Annotated in this window: 21 protein-coding genes; 6 read left to right on the top strand and 15 right to left on the bottom strand. The window is 43.7% G+C overall.

Features of this window, described 5'->3' with window-relative positions; genetic code table 11:
• The first annotated feature begins 80 nt into the window (after window positions 1-80).
• A complete protein-coding gene (gene mnmC1, locus IEY42_RS06285) occupies window positions 81-2,141 on the top strand; it encodes an FAD-dependent 5-carboxymethylaminomethyl-2-thiouridine(34) oxidoreductase MnmC1 (RefSeq protein WP_229779942.1) in 2,061 nt (686 codons plus the stop codon).
• Between the two features lie 245 nt (window positions 2,142-2,386).
• On the opposite strand, the gene galU is transcribed toward mnmC1, so the two are convergent.
• From galU to IEY42_RS06250, 7 genes are all read right to left on the bottom strand, one after another.
• Entirely contained in the window at window positions 2,387-3,277 is an 891-nt protein-coding gene (gene galU, locus IEY42_RS06280; protein WP_188924456.1) for a UTP--glucose-1-phosphate uridylyltransferase GalU, read from the bottom strand.
• A gap of 579 nt (window positions 3,278-3,856) precedes the next feature.
• Window positions 3,857-5,041, bottom strand: a complete 1,185-nt coding sequence (megL, locus tag IEY42_RS06275; RefSeq protein ID WP_188924455.1) for a methionine gamma-lyase — start codon at window positions 5,039-5,041, stop codon at window positions 3,857-3,859.
• Window positions 5,042-5,167: 126 nt separating this feature from the next.
• A complete protein-coding gene (gene oleD, locus IEY42_RS06270; RefSeq protein WP_188924454.1) occupies window positions 5,168-6,229 on the bottom strand; it encodes a 2-alkyl-3-oxoalkanoate reductase in 1,062 nt (353 codons plus the stop codon).
• Between the two features lie 9 nt (window positions 6,230-6,238).
• Window positions 6,239-7,933, bottom strand: a complete 1,695-nt coding sequence (gene oleC, locus IEY42_RS06265) for an olefin beta-lactone synthetase (protein ID WP_188924453.1) — start codon at window positions 7,931-7,933, stop codon at window positions 6,239-6,241.
• A 57-nt stretch (window positions 7,934-7,990) separates the two neighbouring features.
• Window positions 7,991-8,866 carry an alpha/beta fold hydrolase gene (locus IEY42_RS06260; protein ID WP_188924452.1) on the bottom strand — a complete coding sequence of 292 codons (876 nt, stop codon included), beginning with the start codon at window positions 8,864-8,866 and terminating at the stop codon, window positions 7,991-7,993.
• Between the two features lie 47 nt (window positions 8,867-8,913).
• Entirely contained in the window at window positions 8,914-9,963 is a 1,050-nt protein-coding gene (locus IEY42_RS06255; RefSeq protein WP_188924451.1) for a 3-oxoacyl-ACP synthase III, read from the bottom strand.
• A gap of 251 nt (window positions 9,964-10,214) precedes the next feature.
• Window positions 10,215-11,552, bottom strand: a complete 1,338-nt coding sequence (locus IEY42_RS06250; RefSeq protein WP_373292790.1) for a methyltransferase — start codon at window positions 11,550-11,552, stop codon at window positions 10,215-10,217.
• A gap of 27 nt (window positions 11,553-11,579) precedes the next feature.
• Between IEY42_RS06250 and IEY42_RS06245 the strand changes: the two genes are divergently transcribed.
• Complete coding sequence (locus tag IEY42_RS06245; RefSeq protein WP_188924450.1) at window positions 11,580-11,810, top strand: DUF1289 domain-containing protein; 231 nt, start codon at window positions 11,580-11,582, stop codon at window positions 11,808-11,810.
• 883 nt (window positions 11,811-12,693) lie between these two features.
• Here the strand turns inward: IEY42_RS06245 and IEY42_RS06240 are convergent.
• From IEY42_RS06240 to IEY42_RS06210, 7 genes are all read right to left on the bottom strand, one after another.
• Window positions 12,694-13,056, bottom strand: a complete 363-nt coding sequence (locus tag IEY42_RS06240; protein ID WP_188924449.1) for a YajD family HNH nuclease — start codon at window positions 13,054-13,056, stop codon at window positions 12,694-12,696.
• A 184-nt stretch (window positions 13,057-13,240) separates the two neighbouring features.
• Window positions 13,241-13,822: a DUF502 domain-containing protein gene (locus tag IEY42_RS06235; RefSeq protein ID WP_188924448.1), complete on the bottom strand. Its 582-nt coding sequence runs from the start codon at window positions 13,820-13,822 to the stop codon at window positions 13,241-13,243.
• Window positions 13,823-13,957: 135 nt separating this feature from the next.
• Window positions 13,958-15,103 carry a putative sulfate/molybdate transporter gene (locus IEY42_RS06230; protein WP_188924447.1) on the bottom strand — a complete coding sequence of 382 codons (1,146 nt, stop codon included), beginning with the start codon at window positions 15,101-15,103 and terminating at the stop codon, window positions 13,958-13,960.
• 332 nt (window positions 15,104-15,435) lie between these two features.
• Window positions 15,436-16,140: a phosphate signaling complex protein PhoU gene (phoU, locus tag IEY42_RS06225; RefSeq protein ID WP_188924446.1), complete on the bottom strand. Its 705-nt coding sequence runs from the start codon at window positions 16,138-16,140 to the stop codon at window positions 15,436-15,438.
• 47 nt (window positions 16,141-16,187) lie between these two features.
• Window positions 16,188-17,006 (bottom strand): phosphate ABC transporter ATP-binding protein PstB, encoded by an 819-nt coding sequence (gene pstB / locus IEY42_RS06220; RefSeq protein ID WP_188924445.1) that lies wholly within the window; start codon window positions 17,004-17,006, stop codon window positions 16,188-16,190.
• 28 nt (window positions 17,007-17,034) lie between these two features.
• Window positions 17,035-18,696 (bottom strand): phosphate ABC transporter permease PstA, encoded by a 1,662-nt coding sequence (gene pstA / locus IEY42_RS06215; RefSeq protein WP_188924444.1) that lies wholly within the window; start codon window positions 18,694-18,696, stop codon window positions 17,035-17,037.
• Window positions 18,697-18,754: 58 nt separating this feature from the next.
• Window positions 18,755-21,010: an ABC transporter permease subunit gene (locus tag IEY42_RS06210; protein WP_188924443.1), complete on the bottom strand. Its 2,256-nt coding sequence runs from the start codon at window positions 21,008-21,010 to the stop codon at window positions 18,755-18,757.
• Window positions 21,011-21,245: 235 nt separating this feature from the next.
• On the opposite strand from IEY42_RS06210, the gene IEY42_RS06205 reads away from it, so the two are divergent.
• Window positions 21,246-21,743, top strand: a complete 498-nt coding sequence (locus IEY42_RS06205) for a glycine cleavage system transcriptional repressor (protein ID WP_188924442.1) — start codon at window positions 21,246-21,248, stop codon at window positions 21,741-21,743.
• Between the two features lie 119 nt (window positions 21,744-21,862).
• Window positions 21,863-22,684, top strand: coding sequence for a DUF2797 domain-containing protein (locus IEY42_RS06200; protein ID WP_188924441.1), 822 nt, complete (start codon window positions 21,863-21,865; stop codon window positions 22,682-22,684).
• Window positions 22,685-22,753: 69 nt separating this feature from the next.
• Here IEY42_RS06200 and IEY42_RS06195 read toward each other — a convergent pair whose 3' ends face one another.
• Window positions 22,754-23,314, bottom strand: coding sequence for a DUF4136 domain-containing protein (locus tag IEY42_RS06195; RefSeq protein WP_188924440.1), 561 nt, complete (start codon window positions 23,312-23,314; stop codon window positions 22,754-22,756).
• A 186-nt stretch (window positions 23,315-23,500) separates the two neighbouring features.
• Between IEY42_RS06195 and IEY42_RS06190 the strand changes: the two genes are divergently transcribed.
• Together IEY42_RS06190 and IEY42_RS06185 are read left to right on the top strand one after the other, a co-directional pair.
• A complete protein-coding gene (locus IEY42_RS06190) occupies window positions 23,501-24,106 on the top strand; it encodes a LysE family translocator (protein ID WP_188924439.1) in 606 nt (201 codons plus the stop codon).
• A gap of 17 nt (window positions 24,107-24,123) precedes the next feature.
• A complete protein-coding gene (locus IEY42_RS06185; RefSeq protein ID WP_188924438.1) occupies window positions 24,124-24,669 on the top strand; it encodes a DUF1415 domain-containing protein in 546 nt (181 codons plus the stop codon).
• Window positions 24,670-25,080 lie beyond the last annotated feature (411 nt).

Genomic DNA, 25,080 nt, shown 5'->3' with positions numbered 1-25,080 from the left:
TGGTTTAAAGCAATTAAGTGGTCAGCTTTCCATAAACGCAGGTAAAATAATGCCAAGTTATGTGGCCTGAGTAAAATATTTTGAGTAAAAGCACTTTATTATCTGTATCAAACACCCAACAACCTCTGCTTACACACCAATTGTTGGGCGATAATGGCGATAATCAATACTATCAATCAGTACAGCAGTATATCGACACTGTATTGCAAACCCGTGACGGCCAAATCACGGCACATAACAAAGGTAATTTAGTCACTCTGGGCCAATTGGGTATTGCCGATGCCCATGAAATCTTATTGTTACAAGCGGCAGTTCACAAAACGCCTCAATTGAGCGTCCACCTTGTTGTTATTGCGCATCAAGCAATCAATCGACAACAGCTGCAAAAACAGTGGCAACAACAAGGGCTATTACACGCCAAGCATCCATTAATGCCACACGCTAATGCATTGCTTAATACTGAACTTGCTGCAATTGATGGTTGTCAGCGTTTAACCCTCAATAACACTCGGCTGATTATTGATGTGTATTATGGCGAACCAATCAAACAGCTTAAACTGGTCGCCACACCAGGCAAACAACGCATACAACATTGGCTTGCCTTACCCGATACGAGTCAATCAAACCAAATAGATCACTATTTTAATCAAACCGTATTATGGCAATATGCTCGACTCAGCAGTGATAACGCCAGCTTTTACAGGGCGTCAAAAACAACAAACGCTGACACCAGCCAAAAGGCAATCGATAAACAGTTAACCCTGTGTGGTTTTAATACTCTTTTAGTAGAACCCGTTGATGATATTACAATGGCAGAACGCCAGGCGATGAGGCAGCAACTTAATCAACAATTTGCCTATAACCCCTTACCCTCAACAAGCGAAAAAGATGACGCAATAGCTATTATTGGCGGAGGCATTGCAGCAGCAAGTCTTGCACTGTCGTTAGCCCAACGGGGTAAAAGCAGTATTCTTTATTGTAAAGATGCACAACTTGGCCAGGGCGCATCGGGCAATAAACAAGGCGCAATTTATCCACTACTCACACCAGAAAATGGCCCGCTAAGTCAGTTTTTTCAACAAGCGTTTTTATTCAGTCGTCGTCAAATTCAATCGTTAGTCGATGACGGCTTTATTATTGGCCATCAATGGTGCGGTGTTTTGCACACAGGTTTTGACGAGCGCAGTGAAACCAGACTAAACAAAATCATCAAGGGCCAACATTGGCCAGCCGAAATAGCGACCACAGTTAATGCCAAACAAGCCAGCCAACTCGCTAACCTCAATATCGATAAATCAGGCTTTTATTATCCATTAGGCGGCTGGGTGTGCCCGTTTGAATTTGCACAAGCGGCTATCTCCAAAGCGCAAACATTAGCGAATGTAACGGTTGTCTATAATAGTCAAATAAAACGCATGGAATCTAGTCAACAAGGCTGGCAACTTTATACCGATAACGCCGAGTTACCCATAGCGACCCACCCGCAATTAGTTGTCGCCTCTGGGGCACAGTTAACCGACTATCCGCAGACAAAACAGCTTCAAATTACTGGGTTCAGAGGCCAGGTAAGCCATGTACCAGCACAAGGTGAATTAGCTAATTTATCAACAGTCATATGTGCTAACGGATACTTAACCCCGCAACATCAACAATTACATTGTGTGGGAGCCAGTTATGTTAAAGATCCAAAACACCTCGATTTTTGCCCACAAGAACAACACGAAAACAGCTTAAAGATGAAGCAAAGCTTCCCCAATTCAAACTGGCCAAATGATATTGATGTTTCAAACAATGACGCCAGAGTCGGCGTAAGGATGGTCAGTCGCGACCACTTCCCTGTAATGGGATCAGCAACTGATGTTGAAGAGTTATTTAACCGTTATGCCATACAACAGCAATCAAAAGACAAACCTAGCCAATGGCAACGTTACTGGCAAACCACACCGGCACCTATTTATGAAGGCTTATATGTTTTAGGCGGCCTAGGCTCACGCGGCCTAAGTTCAGGCCCACTCGTTGCCGAATGCCTAGCAGCAAACCTTTGCGGCGAGCTGTCTCCACTCAACCTGGAATTACAAGCATTGCTCAGTCCCAATAGAATGTGGCTGCGAAAATTGCTTAAGGGCAAAGCATTGATGTGAGTTTTAGGACCGAGATTCTAGGAACTCGCAAGCTCGCCTGAGAGCGGACTTCGTCCTTCTAGATTCTAGGTTTTTAGTATGACATCCCGTTAACGCTTTTAAGCCGGGACCCAGTTGTACCGTTCGTCATCCCGGCAATGCTTTAAGCCGGAATCCAGGTGTTGGCTTTAAAACTTTTAGCAAAGTCAAAAGAAACACCTGGATCCTCAATTAAAGCATTCGAGGATGACGGCATAGAGCAAAATTTATCTATACTCTTCTAATAAACCTGCTAGCTCCTTCTTAAAGTCGCCGCCGAATTTAGGGTCGCGTAACCCATACTCAACAAAGGCTTTTAAGTACCCTAATTTGTCACCACAATCGTGTGACTTACCGGTCATGTTAAACGCTTCTACCGTGTCTGATTCAATCAACATATCAATAGCATCAGTCAGCTGAATTTCATCACCGGCACCAGGTAATGTGCGCTCTAATAAATCCCAGATTTTTTCTGACAAGACATAACGGCCAACAACGGCAAGATTTGAAGGTGCTGTACCTGTTTCTGGTTTTTCAACCATATTAAAGATTTTAGTCGAATCACCTGGGTTAATGATTTCACCGCCACAATCAGCGATACCATATTTATGTACCTGGTCTTCTGGTACTGGCGCAACCATAATTTGGCTAGCTTGAGACTCACGATAGCGAATTAACATCGACGCTAAATTTTCAGTGCGTTGATCAGCTGAATACGAATCTAAAATGACATCAGGTAAAACAACCGCAAACGGATTATTACCAATACAAGGTTTTGCACATAAAATAGCGTGTCCTAGCCCTTTAGCTTCACCCTGACGTACATGCATAATGGTCACATTTTTAGGGCAAATAGACTGTACCTCATGCAACAACTGACGCTTTACACGTTTCTCTAATGTAGATTCAAGCTCATAAGATTTATCAAAGTGGTTTTCAATCGCATTTTTACTGGCATGGGTCACCAATACAATTTCTTTAATCCCTGCGCTCACACATTCATCGACAATATATTGAATTAATGGTTTATCAACTAAAGGCAGCATTTCCTTTGGAATAGCCTTAGTCGCAGGCAACATACGAGTACCTAAACCGGCAACAGGTATAACAACTTTCATAAACATCCTTATTTAGCTTTACGCTAATATCAAAAAATAAAAATTAAAAGAGTAAGGCGGTCAGTGCAAAGTAGTTAGTAAAACAAAATTAGGTCATGTCATCAATGGTCAAAGCTACGTGATTTGTTAAATTCATTTGAGTAAGACAGCAAAGAGAAACACCTGGCTCCTCAATAAAAGCACTCGAGGATGACAACATAGAGCAACACCAAACACCGTCAATTACTCCTACCCCGTCGTTCCGGCAATGCTTTTTAGCCGGAATCCAGGTGTTGGCTTTAAAAGCTCTTAAGCAAAATCAAAAGAAACACCTGGATCGTCCCGGTAACTCTTATAAATCCGGGATCTAAAATCTCAGGAATGACAGCATAGAGCAACACATGGCTTCTCAATTAAAACACTCGAGGATGACATATTAGACCAACACCTGGCTCAAAAATCTCAGGGATGACGAATAGGTAAACACCTATTTCCGATTATTTTGCCACTTTTTGTCTATCAGAGGGTAAATAACGGACCAGCCAGCACTGTTATCTGGGATCCAGGTGTTACTGTTGACGTACCGCATGTATAATTTAACTACAGCAGTGCTTGTTCTATATCTGAGATTAAGTCCTGTACGTTTTCTAAACCAACCGAAATACGCAATAAGTTATCGGTGATGCCTGCCTCTGCTCTGGCTTCTGGAGTGTAGGGTGAATGGGTCATGGATGCGGGGTGTTGGATGAGCGATTCGGCGTCGCCTAGGCTTACGGCGATGGTGAATAGTTGGAGTCGATTGACGAAGTTGATGGCGTCTTGCTTGTTACCTGTTAATTCAAATGCAATAACGCCGCCGGCGCGTTTCATTTGGTTGCCGATAAAGCGATGGCCCTGGTGGTGTGTTAAGCCAGGATAAAAGACCTGCCTGAATTTAGGGTGTTTATCTAAATACTCCGCTAACACTTCTGCATTGTCGCAATGGCGGGTTAAGCGCACATCTAAGGTTTTTAACCCACGTAAGATTAACCAAGAATCGTGTGGTGATATAACTCCGCCAAAATCTTTTAGTATTTCAAACTTTAATCGATGCATATGTTCTGCATTGCCGCACACTATCCCTGCTATCACATCGCCATGGCCGTTTAAGTATTTGGTGGCGCTGTGGATCACCATGTCGATCCCGAGTGAAAGCGGTTGTTGCAGCAATGGGGTCATAAAGGTGTTATCTACTATGGACACAAGATTATGCGCTTTAGCGACGTTTGCCATGGCGGTAAGGTCAAACACTTGTAGATGCGGATTGACTGGGGTTTCGCAGAACAATACTTTGGTGTTTGGCTTTATCGCGGCCTCTACAGCATGCATGTCAGTAAAATCGACTAATGTGCAGTTAATGCCTAAGCGCGTTAATTGGCTGGTCATGAGCGCGAATGTACAACCATAAACGGTTTTAGAGGCAACAAGATGGTCGCCTGCTTGTAAATGCGTTAACAGTGCGCTTGATACGGCAGCCATGCCAGATGCGGTTGCGGCGGCATCTTCTGCGCCTTCTAACAGCGCCATTTTTCGCTCTAATTCTGCGGTGGTTGGGTTACCTAAACGGGTATAGATGTAGCCTTGCTCATCACCTGCAAAACGGGCTCCGCCTTGTTCTGCGCTGTCAAATACAAAGGTGGCGGTTTGATATAAAGGTGTGGTGAGCGAGCCAAAAGCTTCGCGTTGATGCCCACCATGAATGGCGAGTGTGGCTTTATCCCATTGAGTTTGTTTACTGTGCTGCATTTATTCTCCCTGAACTACCTTGTTATTAGGTCATTTTTAGCAGTAGTCAGGTTTAAGATACAGCGGATTGCTGGTTAGCCAAGTTGTTGGTAATAAATAAGCGTGCGATGAGTTGTAAATACAATGTTACATTGCTGAACCAGCATTTAAAGACTGCTTTAGTCGCTGCATGCCCTGCTCAATGCTCACTAGGGGCTGGTAGCCTAAATCTTGCTTGACAGCGCAGATATCAAAGTAATGGCTAGTCGAGAGTTGCCGTGCGACAAAACGCGTCATGATAGGTTCTTGCTGTTTATTCAGTAAACCATAGACGGTTTCAAGCACTACTCCTGCAGCGTAGGCTACACCTGCTGGCACGCGCTTTGTTACAGGCGCTAAATCGGCACAGGCTAAAATTTGATTTAACATCGCGGCCATAGTGATGGGCTCGTCGTTACTTAAAAAGTACGCTTTACCGGCACTGTTAGCACGATTAACTAAATCAACACCTGCCAAAATATGCGCATAAGCGGCATTGTCGACATAAATGGTGTCGACCAGTTTATCTTGTTTACCCACCAGCTTTAAGCGCCCTGCTTTGGCTCGCTCAATGACTCGCGGCACTAAATGAGGATCGTTTGGCCCCCAAATAAGGTGTGGGCGTAACGCTGTGGTTTTTAAGCTGTCGCTATTGGCGGCTAGCACCATTTGTTCCGCGAGGGCTTTTGATTCGCCGTAGTAATTTAAATACTCACTGGCATAAGGGGCTGATTCATTAATGCCGTTTTCATCGACGCCGGCAAAGGTGACACTTGGGGTGCTGGTATACACAAGTGATTGAATATTAAGTGCCTTGCAAGCATTGATAATATTGGCTGCGCCATCAACATTGGGTGAGTAGTAGCTTTGTTTACTGCCCCACACACCTGCTTTTGATGCCACATGAAACACCATGTCACAGCCTTGCATAACTTGTTTTACACTGGCAAAATCGCTGATGTCTCCGCGATGCATGTCAACGCCCAGTTCAACAAGATTAGGGTAATCGCCACGGGCAAAGCCAACCACGTTAATGCCAGCGGCAAGTAAACGCTGACAAATCGCTAAGCCTAAAAAACCACCTGCGCCGGTAACAAACACTTTGTTCACTTTAGCGCTGAGTTGCGAAAGTGCGTGTTGTTCTTGTTTTGCTAAATCAGTCAATTGCATGCAGAACCCTTACTCTCGCCACTTAGCTTGTGCCCATACCGCTAATTTTTCACGGAATATTTTGGCGTTATGGCGTACATCGACCGGAAAGTCTGGATGAATTAAAAAGCGGTTAATACCTTCGGTGTGCGGATATTGTTCAGCGAGTTTAATCAAGTCTTGATAGAGTACGTTAGCGGTTGAACATACAATATCTTTGTTTAATTCAATACACACCACAGGTACTGTATCGCCCGCAACTTCAACGCCTACGATAGCAGAGCGTTTCACTTGCGGATGGGTATTAAATACGCGCTCACAAGGAATAGTAAAAAAGCGTTTAAGCTTCTGTTGGCCGCGTTTAGCGTCGACAATATGCCCTTTGCGGCCACACATCCACAATAAGCCTTCATCGTCGAGATAACCCACATCGCCCATACGATGGCGATAAACTTCACCGTCATAAATTTTGGCATTTTTGGTGGCTTGTTGACGCTGATAATAAGATTGGCTAACCATAGGGCCACTGACTACGATTTCACCAATGTGATTTGGCGCCAACGGCGTAACGTTATCCCAACGTGGCATCGGCTCATCGCTAATTGCAATAATGCTGATGTTAACCGACGAAATCGGTTTGCCGACACAAATGCCTTTGCCCTGGTCGGTCAATTCACTTGTGGTAAATAGCGCGTCGCTGCCAATCATACTGATGGGTAATGACTCTGTCGCGCCATAAGAGTTCAGCACTTGCACACCGGGGTTGAGCATTTTACTGAAACGTTTAATCGAGCTAATGGTCGCGGGTGCGCCTGCTGAAATCACTCGCTTAACACTGTTTAATGTATGCTGTGTTTGCTCGCCAGCTTGGCCTAAGCGTTCAAGTAATGCTGGGTTAACAAACATATTACTGCATTGATATTGCTCGATAGCGGCAAATAAGTTGGCAGGGTTGGCGGTAATGGGTTTGCTGGCGTCCATGTCTGGCACAATTGAGGCCATGCCAAGGGCTGGACCAAATAATGAAAACAGCGGAAAGGTCGCTAAGTCGCGCTCGCCAGGCTTAATGCCATAATCATCTTTTAATGCGCTGATTTGCGCTTCAAACATCGCATGGCTGTACACCACACCTTTTGGGGTGCCCGTGCTGCCACTGGTAAACAAAATGGCGGCCTTATCATCTGGTTTTAACAAGGCCATTTCAAAGGAATAAGCTTCATTTCGGCCGATTTCGGTAATGGTTTCAAGGCTTGTTGCGTTGGCTAACCAGCGCTGTAACCCTGAACCGCCGACATTAATGACCTGTTTTACACTGCCCTTGCCCCAGCCGAGGATACGTCTGGCAATATGCGCTTTAGGAATACCGATAAAGGCGTCGGGTTGCGACTCTTCAAAACACTGTTTAAGGTTTTTGATGCCCATGCCTGGGTCAACCAAAATAGGAATGATCCCGGCTTTGAACAAGGCAAACGTTAACGAGAAAAACTCAATGCTTGGGGTAACCATTAACACGGCTTTCATGCCGCGGGTAATGCCGTATTGAATAAGGCCTTTGGCAATCATGTCTGATTGTTGATGTAAGCTCGCAAAGTCGATTTCTTGGTAATTAAACTGACCTTGTTTAGCGTGTTGCACGGCAACCGCGAGTGCTGTCGGCGTGCTTTGTGCAGCACGTTGAAGGTGCTGGCAGATATTGGCATTAGCTTGAGTGGATATTTGAGTCATAAGCAATCATTGTAGACGGTTAAAACAAATAAAAGGCTCAAATGAGCCTTTTAATCTTTAGTTTTGAGCGATAAAGTCTTTTATTAGCCCTATCACTTCGTCGCTGGCGTCCTCGAGAATATAATGACCGCAGTCGGCAAATTCATGCACCTGAGCATGCGGCATACGCTGGCGCCACTCTGTTAAAAAGTACTTGTCGAATACAAAGTCTTGTAAGCCAAAACAAATCAAGGTGGGTACGGTCGCAAATTGACTTAAACTGTCGCCAATACTGGTCACTAAATCGTAGTTACGATCGCCTGGCTTTAATGGAATATCTTGCACAAAACGTAAAGTCGAAATGCGGTTTTTCCATGAGTCAAACGGCGCTACATAAGCTTCGCGCACTTCTTTACTCATGGGTTTACGCTTAACCCCCACATACGATGCAACAGATGAAAACGCATTTAAGCCGCGAACCAGTAAAGTACCGAGTAAGGTTTCGCGGCAAATCCACAATGCCCACGGAAACGGCTTGGTTTTAGGCAAATGAAACGCTGCTGTGTTTAAACACACAATACGTTTGATGCGCTCAGGATGGCGAGCTGCAAAGCCCATGCCGATCATTCCGCCCCAATCATGTACCACTAGGGTGATGTTTTGTTTTACATCTAGGCTGTCGAGTAAGGCTTCTAGGTCGCCAATACGATGAGTTAAGGTGTAGTCGTATTGTGGGTCATCGGGTTTGTCTGAATAACCGCAACCAATATGGTCTGGTACGATGCATTGATGCTGGTCGCTCAATGCACTGACTAGGTTACGATAGTAGTAGCTCCAGCTAGGATTACCGTGCACCATCACCACTGGCTCACCCTGGCCTTCGTTGATGTAGTGCAGTTTATTGCCGTTACGGTCTAAATAATGACTTTTAAAGGGCAGTAAGTTGTCTTGCATGATGCATCCTGTAAACTATTTTTATAATGAAATGCAAAAATTCAGTGTTACCACTTAATCCCTAACATCATGCAGTTTAAGCCACTGCCTATTCCTAAAAAGCTGACTTGATCACCAACACGTAAAAAACCAGCGTCGTGCGCAATGGCGGCGGTTACCGGTAGCGATACCGTACCCATGTTGCCAAGCTTTTGATAAGTTGGGTATTCTTTTTCGTGCGGGATGTTAAGCGCATTAAGCACCTGGCGACGGTTTGATGCGCCCACCTGATGACAAATCACTTTATCGACTTGTTCAACCACCCAATCACGCTGGGCTAAAAAATGCTCCCAGGTGTGTTTGGCCAGTTCAACGCCTTCTTTGAGCAAGGTGACTGCGTCGGTACGCATAAACTCGCGATACAATAAGTGCCCTGCTTCTTGCAGGCCCCATTGACACAACTGATGATGCTCTGGTGCCGACAAATGACTTGCACCGAGTAACTGATGCTGGCGCGTGGTTTTGAGCGGCAAGCTGCCGTCGGTTAAAACCACTGCTATCGCGCCAGAGCCCCCCGTTAGAGTGGCAAGTGATTGGGCAAAGTTTTGCATTGTGGGTTCAGCAAGCATGTGCTCGATGGTTGCATCGACAATGTCGCGCGCCGATTCACAAGACACCACCATACCTGCTTTGATTTGACCAAGCTCAATACGGTTTGCAATATCTAAAATACCTGACAACACACCTAAACAGGCATTGCTGATATCGTATATTGCGGTGTCTTTTGACACGCCCAACTCAGCCGCAATACGACAAGCTGTAGCCGGTTCGTGTTGGTCACGGCATACACCTGTGTAAACCACAGCGCCAAGCTCACTGACCTCAATTCCGGTTTCGTTAACCGCTTTGCGTGCAGCAGCAATGGCACCGTCGGATAAACGATGACCCTTAGGCCACCAACGACGCTCGGTAATTCCGGTTAATGCGGCAAGTTGCCCCATTGGAATGCGAAACTTTTGATATAGCGGTGCTAAGCGAGATTCTAAATCGCTACTCGACACTACTTGTGGTGCTAGCTCATAAGCTAGACTATTGATAAAGACGCGTGAATATTTCATTAAACCGTATAATTCGCTTCGCTCTAGTTAGCCAAAAGCCCCTAGAATAGTTGTTATTCGTTATTAACCCGCCATTTGAACAAGAATGGCTTCATTATTCAATCAAAAACCGCAGCCAAGCAGGGTTATTTGAGAACTTTTTTGCAAGACTGTTAAGCTGGTTGATTAACAACGTCTTTGATTGTTATCAACTTCAATAAAATACAAGCTATTAAACAAAGGCTTAACAGTAAAAATAATGTTCGCCTTGCTTAAGTCTCTGTTTTAATTGCTTGAATAAACGCATTTCGTGGTGTGACACTGTTTGGACAAAATTCACTCAGTGAAACTTCGTATCCATGTTGTTGCAAAAAACACACGCGGTCGAGTAACAACCACATTTCGAGTGCACGACGAAATAAATGCGCGACTAAGTCTATGCGTTTTGTTAGCCGTTGTCGCGTGATTCCTCGTTGTAAAAATGCATCAAAATCGATGTCTTTAGACAGCACTAACTGTTTGTAATTTGCTGCCCATACACAAAAATCGGCAAAACTACCGTTGAGCTGGCTTTGTTTAATCGTCGGCACAGGTAAATAGGCATCAATGCCTCGTATTTGGCGTTGTAAGCAATCGAATCCTAATCGCCATGCCACTTCTTGTAAACGCAGTGCTTGCTGTTTAGGGCTGGCAATCACGCTTTGTTGTAATGGCAATTGTAAGTCATGCCTTGAAAGCTTAATTTGACTAGCTTTGGCCTGAGCCGATAGTGGCTGATAATGTGAATCTTGGATTAAATGATAGCAGCAAGGCGAAATTGATATCGCCTGAGTGTTAGCTTTAGTCGCAAGGTTTAATAAGCGCACATGTAAATCACCGCAGGCATGTAATGCAATGGCGTGTTGCTGCGGATAAAAAATGGACTCATTTGGGTTAAGCGGCGCAAATGCATCGGCACACATAAAGCGCTGCGGCAATTGCCATTGTGTAGCAAACGCTTGGCCTTGCTCGCATAAACTGGCTTGCCATTCAAGGCTGGTCACTGAGACTTGTTGTTGCTTGGCGACTAAACGGCCTAAATGCCCTTTGCCTGCGCACCATTCTAGTATGGGTAAAGGCGTTAATGTCGTTTGGTATTGCGGATTGATTTGTTCAGCAAAAGCGGTTATTTGCTGCCATTTCCGCCCTTTTATATGCGCGCTAAAATGGGCTAAACCGGCTTGTTCTTGGTCTGTTGCTTCTGCTGTAATCGAGCTTGTAGGCAAAGTGATGACTAACAAGCTTAATCGTTCAATCAGTTCATCAGCATTTGGGTTGTCACTTTGCTTAATGTCGCTTATGAGGCTGGGTAATAACGCTTGTACCAGTTTATGTTGGTCTGCATCTAGATTATCTAATTCTGCATCGTCTAATTGCCACACGGTTTGCGCTAAACAAGGAAATGTCTGCTGCCAGGGTAAGTGATCACACTCAAAGGCCACCAGCTGCCATAAGGGTTTTAACGCTTCAAGCAATGAGTCGAGTGATTTGAACGTCTGTTGATAATCGAGTGCTGACATGTTGGTATTACAGTTAACCTTAGGCGATTGAAATGCTAGGATGCACGGCATTGAACACCCAAACCGGAATTGTAAACTATGCACTCGCCTTGTGTCGCCCGCTGTGGCTTAAATGCTGACGATTATTGTATGGGCTGTTTTCGCCACATTGATGAAATTGTGATTTGGTCGAGCGCTTCTGATGAACAGCAACAACAGATTATTGATAAGTTAGCCGACAGGAAACAACAGTTTTTGGGTGAGACGAATAACCAAACCTTGTCTAGGGCCAAATGGCTAGATGCTGAAAAGCGTATCAACAAGGGGTAAAAACCTAACAGCCAACACCTGGATTCCGGCTTAAGAACATTGCCGGAACGACGTAGAAAAAGCGAATGCTTTACCTCTTCGCACGTCATCCCTGAGTGCTTGTATCAGGGATCCAGTTGTTGCTGTTGACCTTGCTTGGGCATTAAAAGCAAAAAGCCAACACCTGGATTCCGGCTCAAAAGCATTGCCGGAACGACGTAGAAAAAGCGAATGCTTTACCTCTTCGCACGTCATCCCTGAGCGCTTGTATCAGGGATCCAGGTGTTGCTGTTGACCTTGCTTGGGCATTAAAAGCAAAAAGCCAACACCTGGATTCCGGCTCAAAAGCATTGCCGGAACGACGTAGAAAAAGCGAATGCTTTACCTCTTCGCACGTCATCCCTGAGCGCTTGTATCAGGGATCCAGTTGTTGCTGTTGACCTTGCTTGGGCATTAAAAGCAAAAAGCCAACACCTGGATTCCGGCTTAACAGCATTGCCGGAACGACGGAGTAGTATGCGTCATCTGAATACGAATGAACAAAGACGGAATAGTGGGCAGTGTTTGTTACAGCTCTATGCCGTCATCCTCGAATGCTTTTATTGAGGACCAGGTGTTTCTTATATTCTAGAAGGACGAAGTCCGCTCTCTGGCGAGCTTGCGAGTTCCTAGAATCTAGAATCTAGGGCCTAGGGCCTAGGGCCTAGGGCCTAAAAACCCAAAGCCAACACCTGGATTCCGGCTTAACAGCATTGCCGGAACGACGGAGTAGTATGCGTCATCTGAATACGAATGTGCAAAAGACGTAATAGTGAGCGTCATCTGAGTACGAATGAACAAAGACGGTTAGTGGGCGTTATTTGAATGATGAAGTGTGGGTGTTGTCCAAACGCGGGTCCCCCCCCTACTTCTTCATCATCGCTTTTAAGTCTGCAAACGGATTGAATGTGGCGGCTTCTTGTTTGGCTTCTTTGGTGCTGCCATAACGGATTAACTCTTCAAAGCGTGAGTGTTCATTGTCGTGGCAGTACAAGCATAATAATTCCCAGTTAGTGCCGTCTGAAGGATTATTGTCGTGGTTATGATCGCGGTGATGGACTGTTAATTCAGACAAGTTTTTATGGGTGAATTCACGAGTGCAGCGGCCACAAACCCATGGGTAGAGTTTTAATGCTTGTTCGCGGTAGCCCTTTTCACGGGTAGCTTTGTAGTCTCTGGCTTCGGCTAAGACTTTATCTAATTTACTTGGGTTTTGATTGGTTGACATGATGCACCACTTATTACAAAAAAATTACCCCAAGGATAATGACTGTTATCGCATGGGGCAATTGTTTATACGCTGTTATTTGACGATTATTCAGTAACTAGAACTAAATTCGATAAATACTGGTAATGTAAGTAACGCTCATATTGAATCACGATACCAGCAGTACTTAGTAATAAAACACCCATTAAACTGCTTTGATATTAGCGATCCCGGCGGTTAAATTAAAGCGCATGGCATCTTCAAATGACCAGTCAACATAAATTAGATCGTCACGTTTAACCAAACTGGTTACCCCAGCCATTTGGTAACTGAGCTGAAATAATACCGGCACCCAGTCGCCATCTGGTAATGCGTCAGCCAATGGTTGAGGCGCTGACTCGCTCATAATAAAACCAACAACATAACCACCATTGGCTTGTTTTACTAATACGGTTTTTTGCGTTTTGGGTTCGCCATCACGGCTCATCAAACTGGCAATATCACGAATGCTGCCATATACCGACTTAAATAGTGGAAACTTCATTAGCTGATTTTCAATCCAGCCATATACCCATGCTATTGGGCTCACTGAAAAAAGCAGCCCTGCAACAAAAATCAAACTCGCGACTAAGCAAAAGCCAGCACCGACAAAAACTGACTTAACGCCAACAATTTCAAGCAATAATTGACCGAGTCCATCAAGAGAAATAAATAACGACCAAAACAGCCAAATGGACAGTACCATGGGCAATAAATTAGTTAATCCGCGCGCAAGTGTTTTTTTCATTGATCACATAAAAGAAGAAAGAACAGGATAAAAATGTTAACACAGTTTACTGATTAGTCACTGCAAATCTGTTCATGGTTTCGAACTCGTTAATGGCCTTGTTGTATTGCCGTTAACGAGTTCCAAACAAAAGGATTATTTATTCGTATTGGCGACGTTCAACCATTGATGGCGGCCTAATTCTAATAGCACGCCAACAGCCAGGCCAACTGCAGTATTGATAAATAAGCATGTTATTGCCGTTGAAAAAATAACAAAAATACAAAAAGGTTTACCATCTATAAAACGTTTTGACCACGCCAATTGCGTGCCTGCAATTACCAGTAAACTGCCTAAAACAGCGAGTGGAATTAATGATAAAGCACTGGCAATGCCCTGCCCCCAAAAAATAGCAATGAGTATACATGTACTGCCAAAAATGGTGGGGGTTAACCAGGTGCGGGCCCCAAAGTGATATTGCACAGCAAGCCCTCCAGCGCCATGACACATGGCTGATGCGCCAAAGGGGGCTAGCAATAAATTAGCCCAACCAGAACTTTTTGCAAATTGTTGCGGCTCAAATTTAGCGGCATCTTCAGGAAACTTATCTTTAGCCATTGCCGACACTGCAATCACCGCATTGGTTAATGTTAAGGCTAATTGCGGTAATACCAATAACATAGCAGCGGAGCCCCATTCATTGCTATTTGGCCAACTTAACTGCCATGCACTGGCTTGGGTAAAATTAAAACTAGGAGGTGTACCACTGGTATATTGCCAAGTAATACCAAGGATAATCACTAACGGCATGACCAAATATTGCATGGGCATATAACGGCTAGCGAACAATAAGCAAAAGGCAAGTAACCCTATGAACCAGGTTTCGCTCATCATAACACCACCGAGCCAAATGAGTTGCAGTCCTATTGCGAGTTGGATACCAATACTGATTGCTGGCGATAATTGTTTGGCCATCCATTGAATAATGCCGCTATAGGCTAATACCAGCAGGATAATCCCCATGAGTATGGCCGATGCTTGGAGCATACCGAAGGACATGCCTTCTGCAATGACTAACGCGCTAATCACCTTCATCGGTTGTACTGGCATGGGTCTTCGGTAATAAAATGCTGTAAATAAGGCAAAAAAACCGAACCCCAAGAATATCCCTTGAGGAGAAAAGTTATTAAGGGCGATTAAACCTAATACTAAAGGAAGGAAGGTGCCTAAATCTGCAAATGCGCCACTGAACTCACCTGAAATCTTATTGACGTTGTCGAAACGATTGATTTCACATCTCATAAATCTTGCCGTAGGTAGTAGATACTAAGTTACAGCAATTACAATGCCATATTTAAAATGAGACACAAGTCTCAAAAAAAATCTGTAAATAACACATTAACAAAATTGTAGGGACAATTTGAACCAATGGCTATTTGTTAATCAGTCATTATGTCCAATCAGTTGCAATATGTTGAGTCTTAACCGTTTAGATCCCAAAATGTCGCTAAGATACTCGAGGGTTTCATCGAACCGCTCACTTATAAACCTTATCTGAGGATACAAAAAAGCCCCTCGCAAGGGGCTTTAGCTACATAACGTTGCGATGAAATCTGGCATTAACTGTCAAACAGTTATAGACCTTTTTCCATTTCTTCATACGACACATGGCGTACGTCTTTACCTTTTACATAGTAAATCACATATTCACAGATGTTTTTACAACGGTCACCAACACGCTCTACTGCGCGCGCGGCCCATAACACATCTAATACACCAGGAATTGAGCGAGGGTCTTCCATCATGTGAGTCATTAACTGACGGATAATACCTTCGTATTCTTTGTCTAATTTGGCATCCGCTTTATGAAGCTCAAGCGCTTGATCAGCATCCATTCGCGCCAGTGCGTCAAGGGTTGAATGCAACATACGCGTTGCATGGCGACCCATGTTTTCAATACTGACTAATAATGGCTGTTGGTTGTTGGCGCGGTTCTCAAGTGCCGCTTTAGCAATACGCACACACGCATCACCAATACGCTCTAAATCAGCAATGGTTTTTGTAATGGCGATAATCATACGCAAATCACTTGCTGCGGGTTGGCGCTTAGCAATAATACGGGTGCACTCTTCGTCAATCGACACTTCCATGCCGTTAACTTTGTGGTCGCCATTGATGACCGTTTGTGCCAATTCGGTATCTAAGGTAGCAAGCGCATCTAATGCTTGTTCTAGCTGGCGCTCAACTAAACCGCCCATAGCCAATACGCGGTTACGAATATCTTCAAGCTCAGCATTAAACTGACCCGAAATATGTTTACTTAAAATCATTTTTTCCATAATACCCACCTAATTCAAAAAGTTAATCAAAAACGTTATTCACAAAATTAACCGTAACGACCGGTGATATAATCTTCTGTTTTACGCTTTTTAGGGGTAGTAAAAATCGTGTTGGTATTGGCGTACTCTACCAGTTCACCCATATACATAAAGGCTGTTTGATCTGATACACGTGCAGCCTGTTGCATGTTGTGCGTCACAATCACCACGGTGTACTGCTGTTTAAGTTCGGTGATCAATTCTTCAATGGTTAAAGTTGAAATAGGATCCAAAGCCGATGTGGGTTCATCTAATAATAATACTTCTGGCTCAATGGCAATAGCGCGCGCAATCACTAAACGTTGTTGTTGACCACCCGATAAACCAAATGCATTGTCGTGTAAACGGTCTTTGACTTCGTCCCAAATTGCGGCGCCGCGTAAAGAGCGTTCTGCAGCTTCATCTAGTTCGCGGCGGTTGTTTAAACCTTGTAAACGCAAGCCATACACCACGTTTTCGTAAATTGACTTTGGAAACGGGTTAGGACGCTGGAACACCATCCCCACGTTACGACGCAGTGATGCTACATCCACTTTCTTGTCATAAATGTTTTGTCCATGAAGTAAAATTTCACCTTCAATTTTACAGCTATCAACCAAATCATTCATGCGGTTGATACAACGTAGCAAGGTTGATTTACCGCAACCACTTGGACCAATAAAAGCAGTGACCTGTTTTTTAGGGATCTTCATCGACACATCAAATAACGCTTGTTTGTCACCATAACGTAAATCAAGGTTACGGATCTCAAGTGCGGTATCCTGCGCGGGTAAGTTAACTAAATCAACTGTTTCTGTTTGCATTGTTGAACTATCAATAGAAATCATTTTTTTCTTTCCTTCAGGATATCGCTAATTAGTGTTCTAGCGAACGGAATTTTTCACGTAAATGGTTGCGCACGCTGATTGCGGTTAAGTTAAGTGCAACAATTACTGATACTAATAAGAACGATGTTGCGTACACCAATGGGCGAGCGGCTTCAACGTTAGGGCTCTGGAAGCCTACATCGTAAATATGGAAACCTAAGTGCATGAACTTACGTTCTAAATGCACAAACGGGAAGTTCATATCTATCGGTAATGTGGGGGCAAGTTTTACCACACCCACTAACATTAGCGGGGCGACTTCACCTGCCGCACGTGCAACCGCTAAAATCAAACCTGTCATAATGGCTGGACTTGCCATTGGGATAACAATACGCCATAAGGTTTCGGCTTTGGTTGCACCTAACGCCAGGCTACCCTGGCGCACTGCGCTAGGGATACGGCTAAGGCCTTCTTCGGTTGACACGATGACAACCGGCAACGTGAGGATAGCCAAGGTTAATGCCGACCAAATAACACCAGGCGAACCAAATGTTGGTGCGGGCAATGCTTCAGGGAAGAACAATTGGTCAATAGAACCACCCATCATGTAAACAAAGAAACCTAAACCAAACACACCGTAAACAATAGACGGTACACCCGCTAAGTTAATCACCGCGATACGGATCATCTTAGTAATTGGGCCTTTTTTAGCATATTCATGTAAGTAGATAGCGGCTACCACACCAAATGGTGTCACAATAACGGCCATTAACATCACCATAAACACGGTACCAAAGATGGCTGGGAATACCCCACCCTCAGTATTGGCTTCACGCGGGTCGTCATTAATAAAACGACCAATTCCGACAAACCAGTGACCGACTTTTTGTAAGATGCTCATGTGGTTCACATAACCCACATCTAAAATAGAGTCTAACTTGAGGACCACTTCTTGACCACGCATGTCGCGTATCACTACCGAGTCGCGGGCAGCTTTGTCACGCAGTGCAAACAAGTCTTTCTCAAGAACTAAATAGTCTTTATTTAGTTGATCGATTTGCGCTTTGATATCGGCTTTACGTGCATCGGTTAACTCCCCATCAAGCTCATAGCTGCGTTGCTTTAAGCGCAAACGTTCGATTTGATAGTTAATTGCACCAATGTCAGATTTTTGCAAATCAACCGCTTGTTCTGAAATTTCAACCGCACGCTCAATATGGCTAATCAGTGACGTTTCAATATCTGCTTCATTGGTTAATTCTAAACGCTTTCCGTCTTCAATCACTGCGATTGGGTAACCGTAAAAATTACCGTTTTTAGTCCGCTCTAGTTTTGCGATGTCAGCCGGTTGAGTTCGGCTAACAATATCGGTAGCGAGAATCCAACGAAAATCTAAACTAACAAACTCACGGTTACCGGTTTTAACAAGATAACGTGTGACAAATTCACCAGGGTCTTGTGTAAATGTGTGTCCTGCAGACAATAAGCGCTCAGTTGGCACTTCTTCGCGGTCATAAATTTCCCCGATTAATGTGCTTTTAACACCTTGATTATCTTCAAGCTGCCACTCATAAACATCTGCTGGCCAAAAGTAGCTAAGACCACGCCACGCGATTAACAGTAATAAGCCAAGTACGGCAATTAAACTGATACTTACGGCACCACCGGTCATCCAAATCCACGGTGAACCTGATTTAAACCACTTACCCATTGCACAAACCTCTCAAGGCGATTGGCGAATTAATCAAATATTGAGTCATCATCTTTCCTTACAGTGAGCTGTAACGTTCGCGTAAACGCTGACGTACCACTTCCGCAATGGTGTTAAAGAAGAAGGTGAATACAAACAAAACAAAGGCCGCTAAGAACAGCACACGATAATGCGAACTACCAATGGCCGACTCTGGCATCTCAACGGCAATGTTAGCCGCCAGGGTACGCATGCCTTCAAACACACTCCACTCAAGGATTGCAGTGTTACCCGTAGCCATTAATACAATCATGGTTTCGCCAACAGCGCGACCAAGACCCATCATAATGGCTGAGAAGATACCGGGGCTTGCGGTTAATAACACGACGCGTGTGAGGGTTTGCCAGTTGGTGGCACCTAATGCCAAACTACCGTTTGATAAATGACGTGGTACCGAGAAAATCGCATCTTCGGCAATAGAGAAGATGGTTGGAATAACCGCAAAGCCCATCGCAATACCGACCACAAACGCGTTACGTTGGTCGAAGGTGATGCCTAAATCATTGGTGATAAATTGACGTGTATTACCGTCAAACAGTGCCACTTCAATCACTGGGCTAATGGTGAACGAGAACCAACCGACAAAGATAATGACTGGCAGTAACATCAGTTCTTGATAGGTTTCTGGTAAGCGGTGCTTCCAGGTTTCTGGCATTTTGCTCCAGGCAAATGCTGTGGTTAATATTGATATTGGCAATAACATCAATAACACCACAATGCCGGGCAAGTGATCTTCAATTAATGGTGCTAACCATAAACCGGCTAAGAAACCCAAAATAACCGTTGGCAATGCTTCCATAATTTCAATGGTCGGTTTAACCACATTACGCACTTTAGGTGTCATGAAATAAGCGGTGTAAATAGCACCCGAAATGGCTAATGGCACGGCAAATAACATGGCGTAAAAAGCCGCTTTCATGGTACCAAATGCTAATGGCATTAAGCTTAACTTCGCTTCAAAGTCATCTGAACCTGACGTTGACTGCCACACATACTTAGGCTCGGGATAGCCTTCATACCACACTTTTTGCCACAGGGCGCTCCACGATACTTCGGGGTGATCGTTTTGCACTGAAAGTAAATTCAGTTTGTTGTCAGCTTCAATGATTAATGCATTTGAGCGCGGGCTAAAGGCCATTAAACCTGGTTTTTTCAGGTCAAACTTTTCGTCAAACAAATTACGCTGACTGGTAGTATAAAGAAGTGTTAACTCACCTTCTGAACTTAATACCGCAAAACTTTTACGGTAAAACTCTGTGGCCATTGAACTTACTGGCGCAACATCGTCAAACTCACGGATAAGCTCGTATAAACGGCCCTTCTCACCGTTTACTTGGAAGTATTGACTAATTACGCCACTGTCGTAACTGATCATAATTGAGCTTGCACCCGCCAATAAATCAACTTGCTTAATTTTGGCGTTGCCTTTTTTTACATCTAGTACTTGTAGTAGTTCAACCGCATCGGCATCACGGGTGTTGTATACAAATAAGCGATGAGTGGTGCTTAAAATCAATTGGCGGTGGTCTGGGGTCATTAATACCGAAACCACTTCTTTAGGGGCTTCTTCAATGAACACTTCCGAAACCGTCCATTCAACTTCTTCGGTCATCATGTTTTCTTCGCCTTCTTGGCGATTTAACTTCCAAGCACCATTGGCATCTTGATAGGCGAAACTCATGCGACTACCGCTGTAGTCAAACACCATGTTGTACACTGCACCATCTTGATTGATGGTTAACGCCTCATCACCAATAGGATAGTTAAGTTTAGGCGTAATGAGACGTTGGTTATCAGGATAAGACACCGCAAAATCAACACCGACAACAATCACCTGGCCATTACTTAACCCTAGAGCGAAACGTTGTTCATTTGGGCTAGATTTAGCACTGCTAGTGACGGTTGTCCCCTCTGGCAATTTCGGCGTAAATGATGAAATCAATTGCCCCGTTGCTGATGAATAAAAATCAACCGTGCCTAGCGCAGTAACACGATACAAAATTTCATTTTGTTCGTCGGCACCGACCATTAAGGTTTTTGCATCAGCATTTTGATAACTTATGCTGGTAACGGGTTCTATATGTGCCCCATCAAAAATGGGTTTGATGACATACAGCAAGTAGAAAAAAATCAATAACAAGGCGACAAACACCATGGTGCCGCCAATTGTTATTCCATACTCAGCTGCTTTATCCTTAAATGCTCTGCGCGATGCTTGTCTACTAACGAGTAAACTTTTTCCAGCAGAACCAGGTTGATTGACCTGACTTTCCATTAAGAACCTCTAATAATTAATCGATGCCATAATTAGCGCTTTGATTGTGTAGTTTACTGTGTTAACAATAAATATTTATGACTAAACTATGTATGACTAAACTATGGCTCAACAGTAGCTTTATTCAATAAATATTCACATTACCGTAAACAACAACGCAATCTTAAGTGGCTGCGATTATATGACGTAAAGATGACAGTTGTGTTACAGCTAATACTTATAGGAGAAATATCGTATGATGCGTTACCTTATCACTTTGCAAGCACCTGATAGAAAAGGATTAGTAGAACAAGTAGCCAATGTTATTAGTCGTCATAATGGTAACTGGTTAGATTCTGAAATGCGTCATATTGACGGTGTTTTTGCCGCAATATTACAGTTAGAAGTCCCAGCATTAAATTGGGATGAACTGGTCGATGCGTTAGAGTGCATTGATGGCTTAACGCTGACCTTTTCTAAAACCAGTTTAAGTGCAAAGCCTGTTAAACAATTACGCTATAACCTGGTTGCTTATGACCGCCCAGGGATTGTGTTGCATATCTCTAACAAAATGAATGCATTAGGCATCAATATTGAGCAATTTAGTAGTCAGTTTGAAACTGCAAGTCATACTGGTATTGATTTATTTAGAGCCACAATGGAATTAGGCCTTACCGATCTAGCACAAGAAGACATGATTGCCACCTCATTGTATGAAATGGGCGATGACGTAGTGTTAGATAAATTGAACTAGTCAACTTAAAAAGTTAACAGATAAACAGCACATAAACCATGTTGGATAAATTAAGGCTAAATTCCATTTTCATCATCTGCTAAACTGCCCACAAATAAAGACGATAAAATGGATTAACCATGTTTGGAACGCTATCAAAACTGAAAACCCACCTCAATGACAACCATGAGGTGGAGTATCATTTACCTGTGGGTGAGGAGCGCTTAGCGCTAAACCCATTAATCGGTAAAACCCTCACCATGACTCACACGGGTAATATTTTTTGCAGCAGCTGCGGCAAAAAAACCAAAAAGAGTTATTCGCAAGGCCATTGTTATGTGTGTATGACAAAGTTAGCCAGCTGCGACATGTGCATCATGAAACCAGAAACCTGCCACTTTGATCAAGGTACCTGCCGTGAACCAGAATGGGCCATGTCGAATTGCTTTGTGCCTCACTATGTTTATTTGTCTAATACCTCTGGGATAAAGGTAGGCATTACCCGTCACAGCCAAATCCCTACCCGCTGGATTGACCAGGGTGCCACTCAGGGTTTACCGATATTTAAAGTATCGACCCGTAAAATGTCAGGGTTAATTGAAATCGAGTTAGCCAAATTCATCAATGACAAAACGCACTGGCAAGCCATGTTAAAAGGTCACAATGATGATATCGATTTGGTCGAGCAGGCGGCAAAACTTATCCCGCTGATTGAAGACAAACTGCAAACATTAGCAAGTGAACATCAAGACATTGAAATTGAACGCCTTGATGCCAACATTCAGGCCATTAGTTATCCGATTACTGAGTTTCCAACCAAGGTAAAATCGCATAATTTTGATAAAGTGCTAGAGGTCACAGGGACCTTACAAGGTATTAAAGGCCAATATTTAATTTTTGATACTGGCGTGATTAACATCCGTAAATTTGGTTCGTATGAAGTAGAAGTCCAACACGGCTAATCTTTCTTGATAGCTGATTCATTTGTTCGCCAAAAAAGACGCAGTTAGCGTCTTTTTTGGGTTTACGTTTTACATCGCAGGCACATCGTTTAGCATCATGTTTATCAAGTTATCAAACCGCGCCTCTCGTTCTTCAATGGTTTGCTCAGGCTCAGTAAATCCTTGTGCTAATACTCGCCAAAAGGGAGATTGAATATTAGGATTGAAAAAAGCCACTAATACCGAGCCTTTATGCTGCTGTGCATTAGCATCTTTAGTGGCAAGGCCTGGTACAAGACCAACCTTCGCTAAAATGTCGTTATCGCTCATTTCAGTGGCTAAAGCCATACCAAAACCTACCGTCATGTACGGGGAGTCGTTAATAGACACCAATTGATAGCCTTTATCAGCCATGACTTTATTCACTGATTTGACTAACTGTTTACGTAACGCTTCTTCATCCATTTTATTGGCGGTATGCACAACAAACAGACTTTCGTGCCACGCGTAAGTTTTGGATAACACCGATAAATCACCGCTCGTCACCATGGTTATACGTTGCGAAGCTGGCGGCGTAATATCATTGGTTGTACATGCCGTTAGCAACACAATGCTAACCATAACAATCATCTTGCTTAAGCTATTTATCATGGGAGAGTCCTATTTTAAATACGCCAAAAACCATATTATTGATAAGGTTAAGCTACCCCGTAAAATGAGATATCACAATGTTTAATCTCAATCTTAAACCGCAATTACTTTTTTATTAGATTGTCGTAACATTAATCGATAGAATGCCAACAAATTTTAATCCTACCTTGGCAAAAAGATAACAATATGGAATTGGTATTTGCGATAGCATTATTTGCGTTTTCAGCCGGCATTACTCCTGGGCCTAACAATATTATGCTGATGACATCTGGGGTAAACTTTGGCATTAAGCGCAGTATTCCGCATTTATTAGGGATTAGTTTAGGTTTCCCCACCATGATTTTAGCCGTGGGGTTAGGCTTAAGCGCTATATTTCAAGCGTATCCGATTATTCATACTGTCATCAAAATAGTTGGTATGACTTACTTGCTCTATTTGTCGTGGCTCATTGCCAATAGCAGCAGCAAAATGGAGGGAAAACAAGTCAGTAAACCCTTTAGCTTTATACAAGCGGCGGCCTTTCAATGGGTTAACCCAAAAGGCTGGATCATGGCCGTGGGTGCGATTGCCACTTTCACCTCAGTACAACATGAACTCAATAGCCAGGTGATTACGATTGCTAGTGTGTTTTTATGTGTGGCGTTTCCCTGTGCAATCGTGTGGCTTAGTTTTGGCGTTGCATTAAAACGTTTATTAAAAAATGAGCGCCAGCAGCGTATTTTTAATGTGTCGATGGCGCTGCTGTTAGTCGCGTCAATTATCCCGATGATGCTACCGGCAACACCACAGTAACTCAGTTAAGGTTTTCTATGGAACAACATGAATGCATAGCCCACACCGAACGTTGGGTTGTTGATGTCATCATGAAATACAATATTTGCCCATTTGCTCGCAGAGAAGTGGAGCGCGCCAGTATTCGCTATGTGGCCATTGAACACACTAAAATAAAAGCCGTTATGAAGGCTTTAATTGCAGAATGTGACTACCTAGACAATCACCCAGAAACAGAAACCACATTATTTATTTTACCGCGCGGTTTCGAAGGATTTTATGCGTATTTGGATTTAGTCGATGATGCTACTGATTTATTAGCACAGCAGGATTATGAAGGCGTGTACCAACTTGCGACGTTTCATCCAGACTATTGTTTTGATGGAGAAGCACAAGACAGTGTAGCCAATTTTACTAATCGAGCGCCCTACCCAACCCTGCACATCATTCGCGAAGCCAGCATGGAAGTTGCCCTGGCAAACTACAATGACCCCGAATCAATCCCTGAACGCAATATTGCTTTTGCTGAACGCAAAGGCAGTGAGTTTTTTATTAAATTATTGCAGCATTGTACTAAAGCGTAGACTGATAACGGTTTACCGAACGCTTCGCTTACAGACTCAAGGGGTTAGGTTCTAGGTTCTAGGTTCTAGGTTCTAGGTTCTAGGTTCTAGTACGTCATCCTCGAATGCTTTTATTGAGGATCCAGGTGTTTCTTAGATTCTAGAAGGACGAAGTCCGCTCTCTGGCGAGCTTGCGAGTTCCTAGAACCTAGGGCCTAAAACCCTAAAAAACAACACCTGGATTCCGGCTCAACAGCATTGCCGGAACGACGGAGTAGTGGGCAGTGTTTGAATATGAACAAGCAAATGACGTGGTAGTTGACGGTGTTTGATGTTGCTCTATGCCGTCATCCTCGAATGCTTTTATTGAGGATCCAGTATTGAGGATCCAGTATTGAGGAGCCAGGTGTTTATTAGATTCTAGAAGGACGA

The organism is Shewanella algicola (assembly GCF_014648035.1).
In the GTDB taxonomy this organism is placed as follows: domain Bacteria; phylum Pseudomonadota; class Gammaproteobacteria; order Enterobacterales; family Shewanellaceae; genus Shewanella; species Shewanella algicola.
The sequence above is the reverse complement of the archived record's forward strand: the minus strand, read 5'-3'. Positions and strand labels throughout refer to the sequence as shown.

Coding starts and splice junctions, on each gene's coding strand:
- galU (WP_188924456.1), bottom strand. CDS start 3,277: ATGAAAGTTGTTATACCTGTTGCCGGTTTAGGTACTCGTATGTTGCCT.
- megL (WP_188924455.1), bottom strand. CDS start 5,041: ATGCAGCACAGTAAACAAACTCAATGGGATAAAGCCACACTCGCCATT.
- oleD (WP_188924454.1), bottom strand. CDS start 6,229: ATGCAATTGACTGATTTAGCAAAACAAGAACAACACGCACTTTCGCAA.
- oleC (WP_188924453.1), bottom strand. CDS start 7,933: ATGACTCAAATATCCACTCAAGCTAATGCCAATATCTGCCAGCACCTT.
- IEY42_RS06260 (WP_188924452.1), bottom strand. CDS start 8,866: ATGCAAGACAACTTACTGCCCTTTAAAAGTCATTATTTAGACCGTAAC.
- IEY42_RS06255 (WP_188924451.1), bottom strand. CDS start 9,963: ATGAAATATTCACGCGTCTTTATCAATAGTCTAGCTTATGAGCTAGCA.
- IEY42_RS06250 (WP_373292790.1), bottom strand. CDS start 11,552: ATGCCGTGCATCCTAGCATTTCAATCGCCTAAGGTTAACTGTAATACC.
- IEY42_RS06245 (WP_188924450.1), top strand. CDS start 11,580: ATGCACTCGCCTTGTGTCGCCCGCTGTGGCTTAAATGCTGACGATTAT.
- IEY42_RS06240 (WP_188924449.1), bottom strand. CDS start 13,056: ATGTCAACCAATCAAAACCCAAGTAAATTAGATAAAGTCTTAGCCGAA.
- IEY42_RS06235 (WP_188924448.1), bottom strand. CDS start 13,822: ATGAAAAAAACACTTGCGCGCGGATTAACTAATTTATTGCCCATGGTA.
- IEY42_RS06230 (WP_188924447.1), bottom strand. CDS start 15,103: ATGAGATGTGAAATCAATCGTTTCGACAACGTCAATAAGATTTCAGGT.
- phoU (WP_188924446.1), bottom strand. CDS start 16,140: ATGGAAAAAATGATTTTAAGTAAACATATTTCGGGTCAGTTTAATGCT.
- pstB (WP_188924445.1), bottom strand. CDS start 17,006: ATGATTTCTATTGATAGTTCAACAATGCAAACAGAAACAGTTGATTTA.
- pstA (WP_188924444.1), bottom strand. CDS start 18,696: ATGGGTAAGTGGTTTAAATCAGGTTCACCGTGGATTTGGATGACCGGT.
- IEY42_RS06210 (WP_188924443.1), bottom strand. CDS start 21,010: ATGGAAAGTCAGGTCAATCAACCTGGTTCTGCTGGAAAAAGTTTACTC.
- IEY42_RS06205 (WP_188924442.1), top strand. CDS start 21,246: ATGATGCGTTACCTTATCACTTTGCAAGCACCTGATAGAAAAGGATTA.
- IEY42_RS06200 (WP_188924441.1), top strand. CDS start 21,863: ATGTTTGGAACGCTATCAAAACTGAAAACCCACCTCAATGACAACCAT.
- IEY42_RS06195 (WP_188924440.1), bottom strand. CDS start 23,314: ATGATAAATAGCTTAAGCAAGATGATTGTTATGGTTAGCATTGTGTTG.
- IEY42_RS06190 (WP_188924439.1), top strand. CDS start 23,501: ATGGAATTGGTATTTGCGATAGCATTATTTGCGTTTTCAGCCGGCATT.
- IEY42_RS06185 (WP_188924438.1), top strand. CDS start 24,124: ATGGAACAACATGAATGCATAGCCCACACCGAACGTTGGGTTGTTGAT.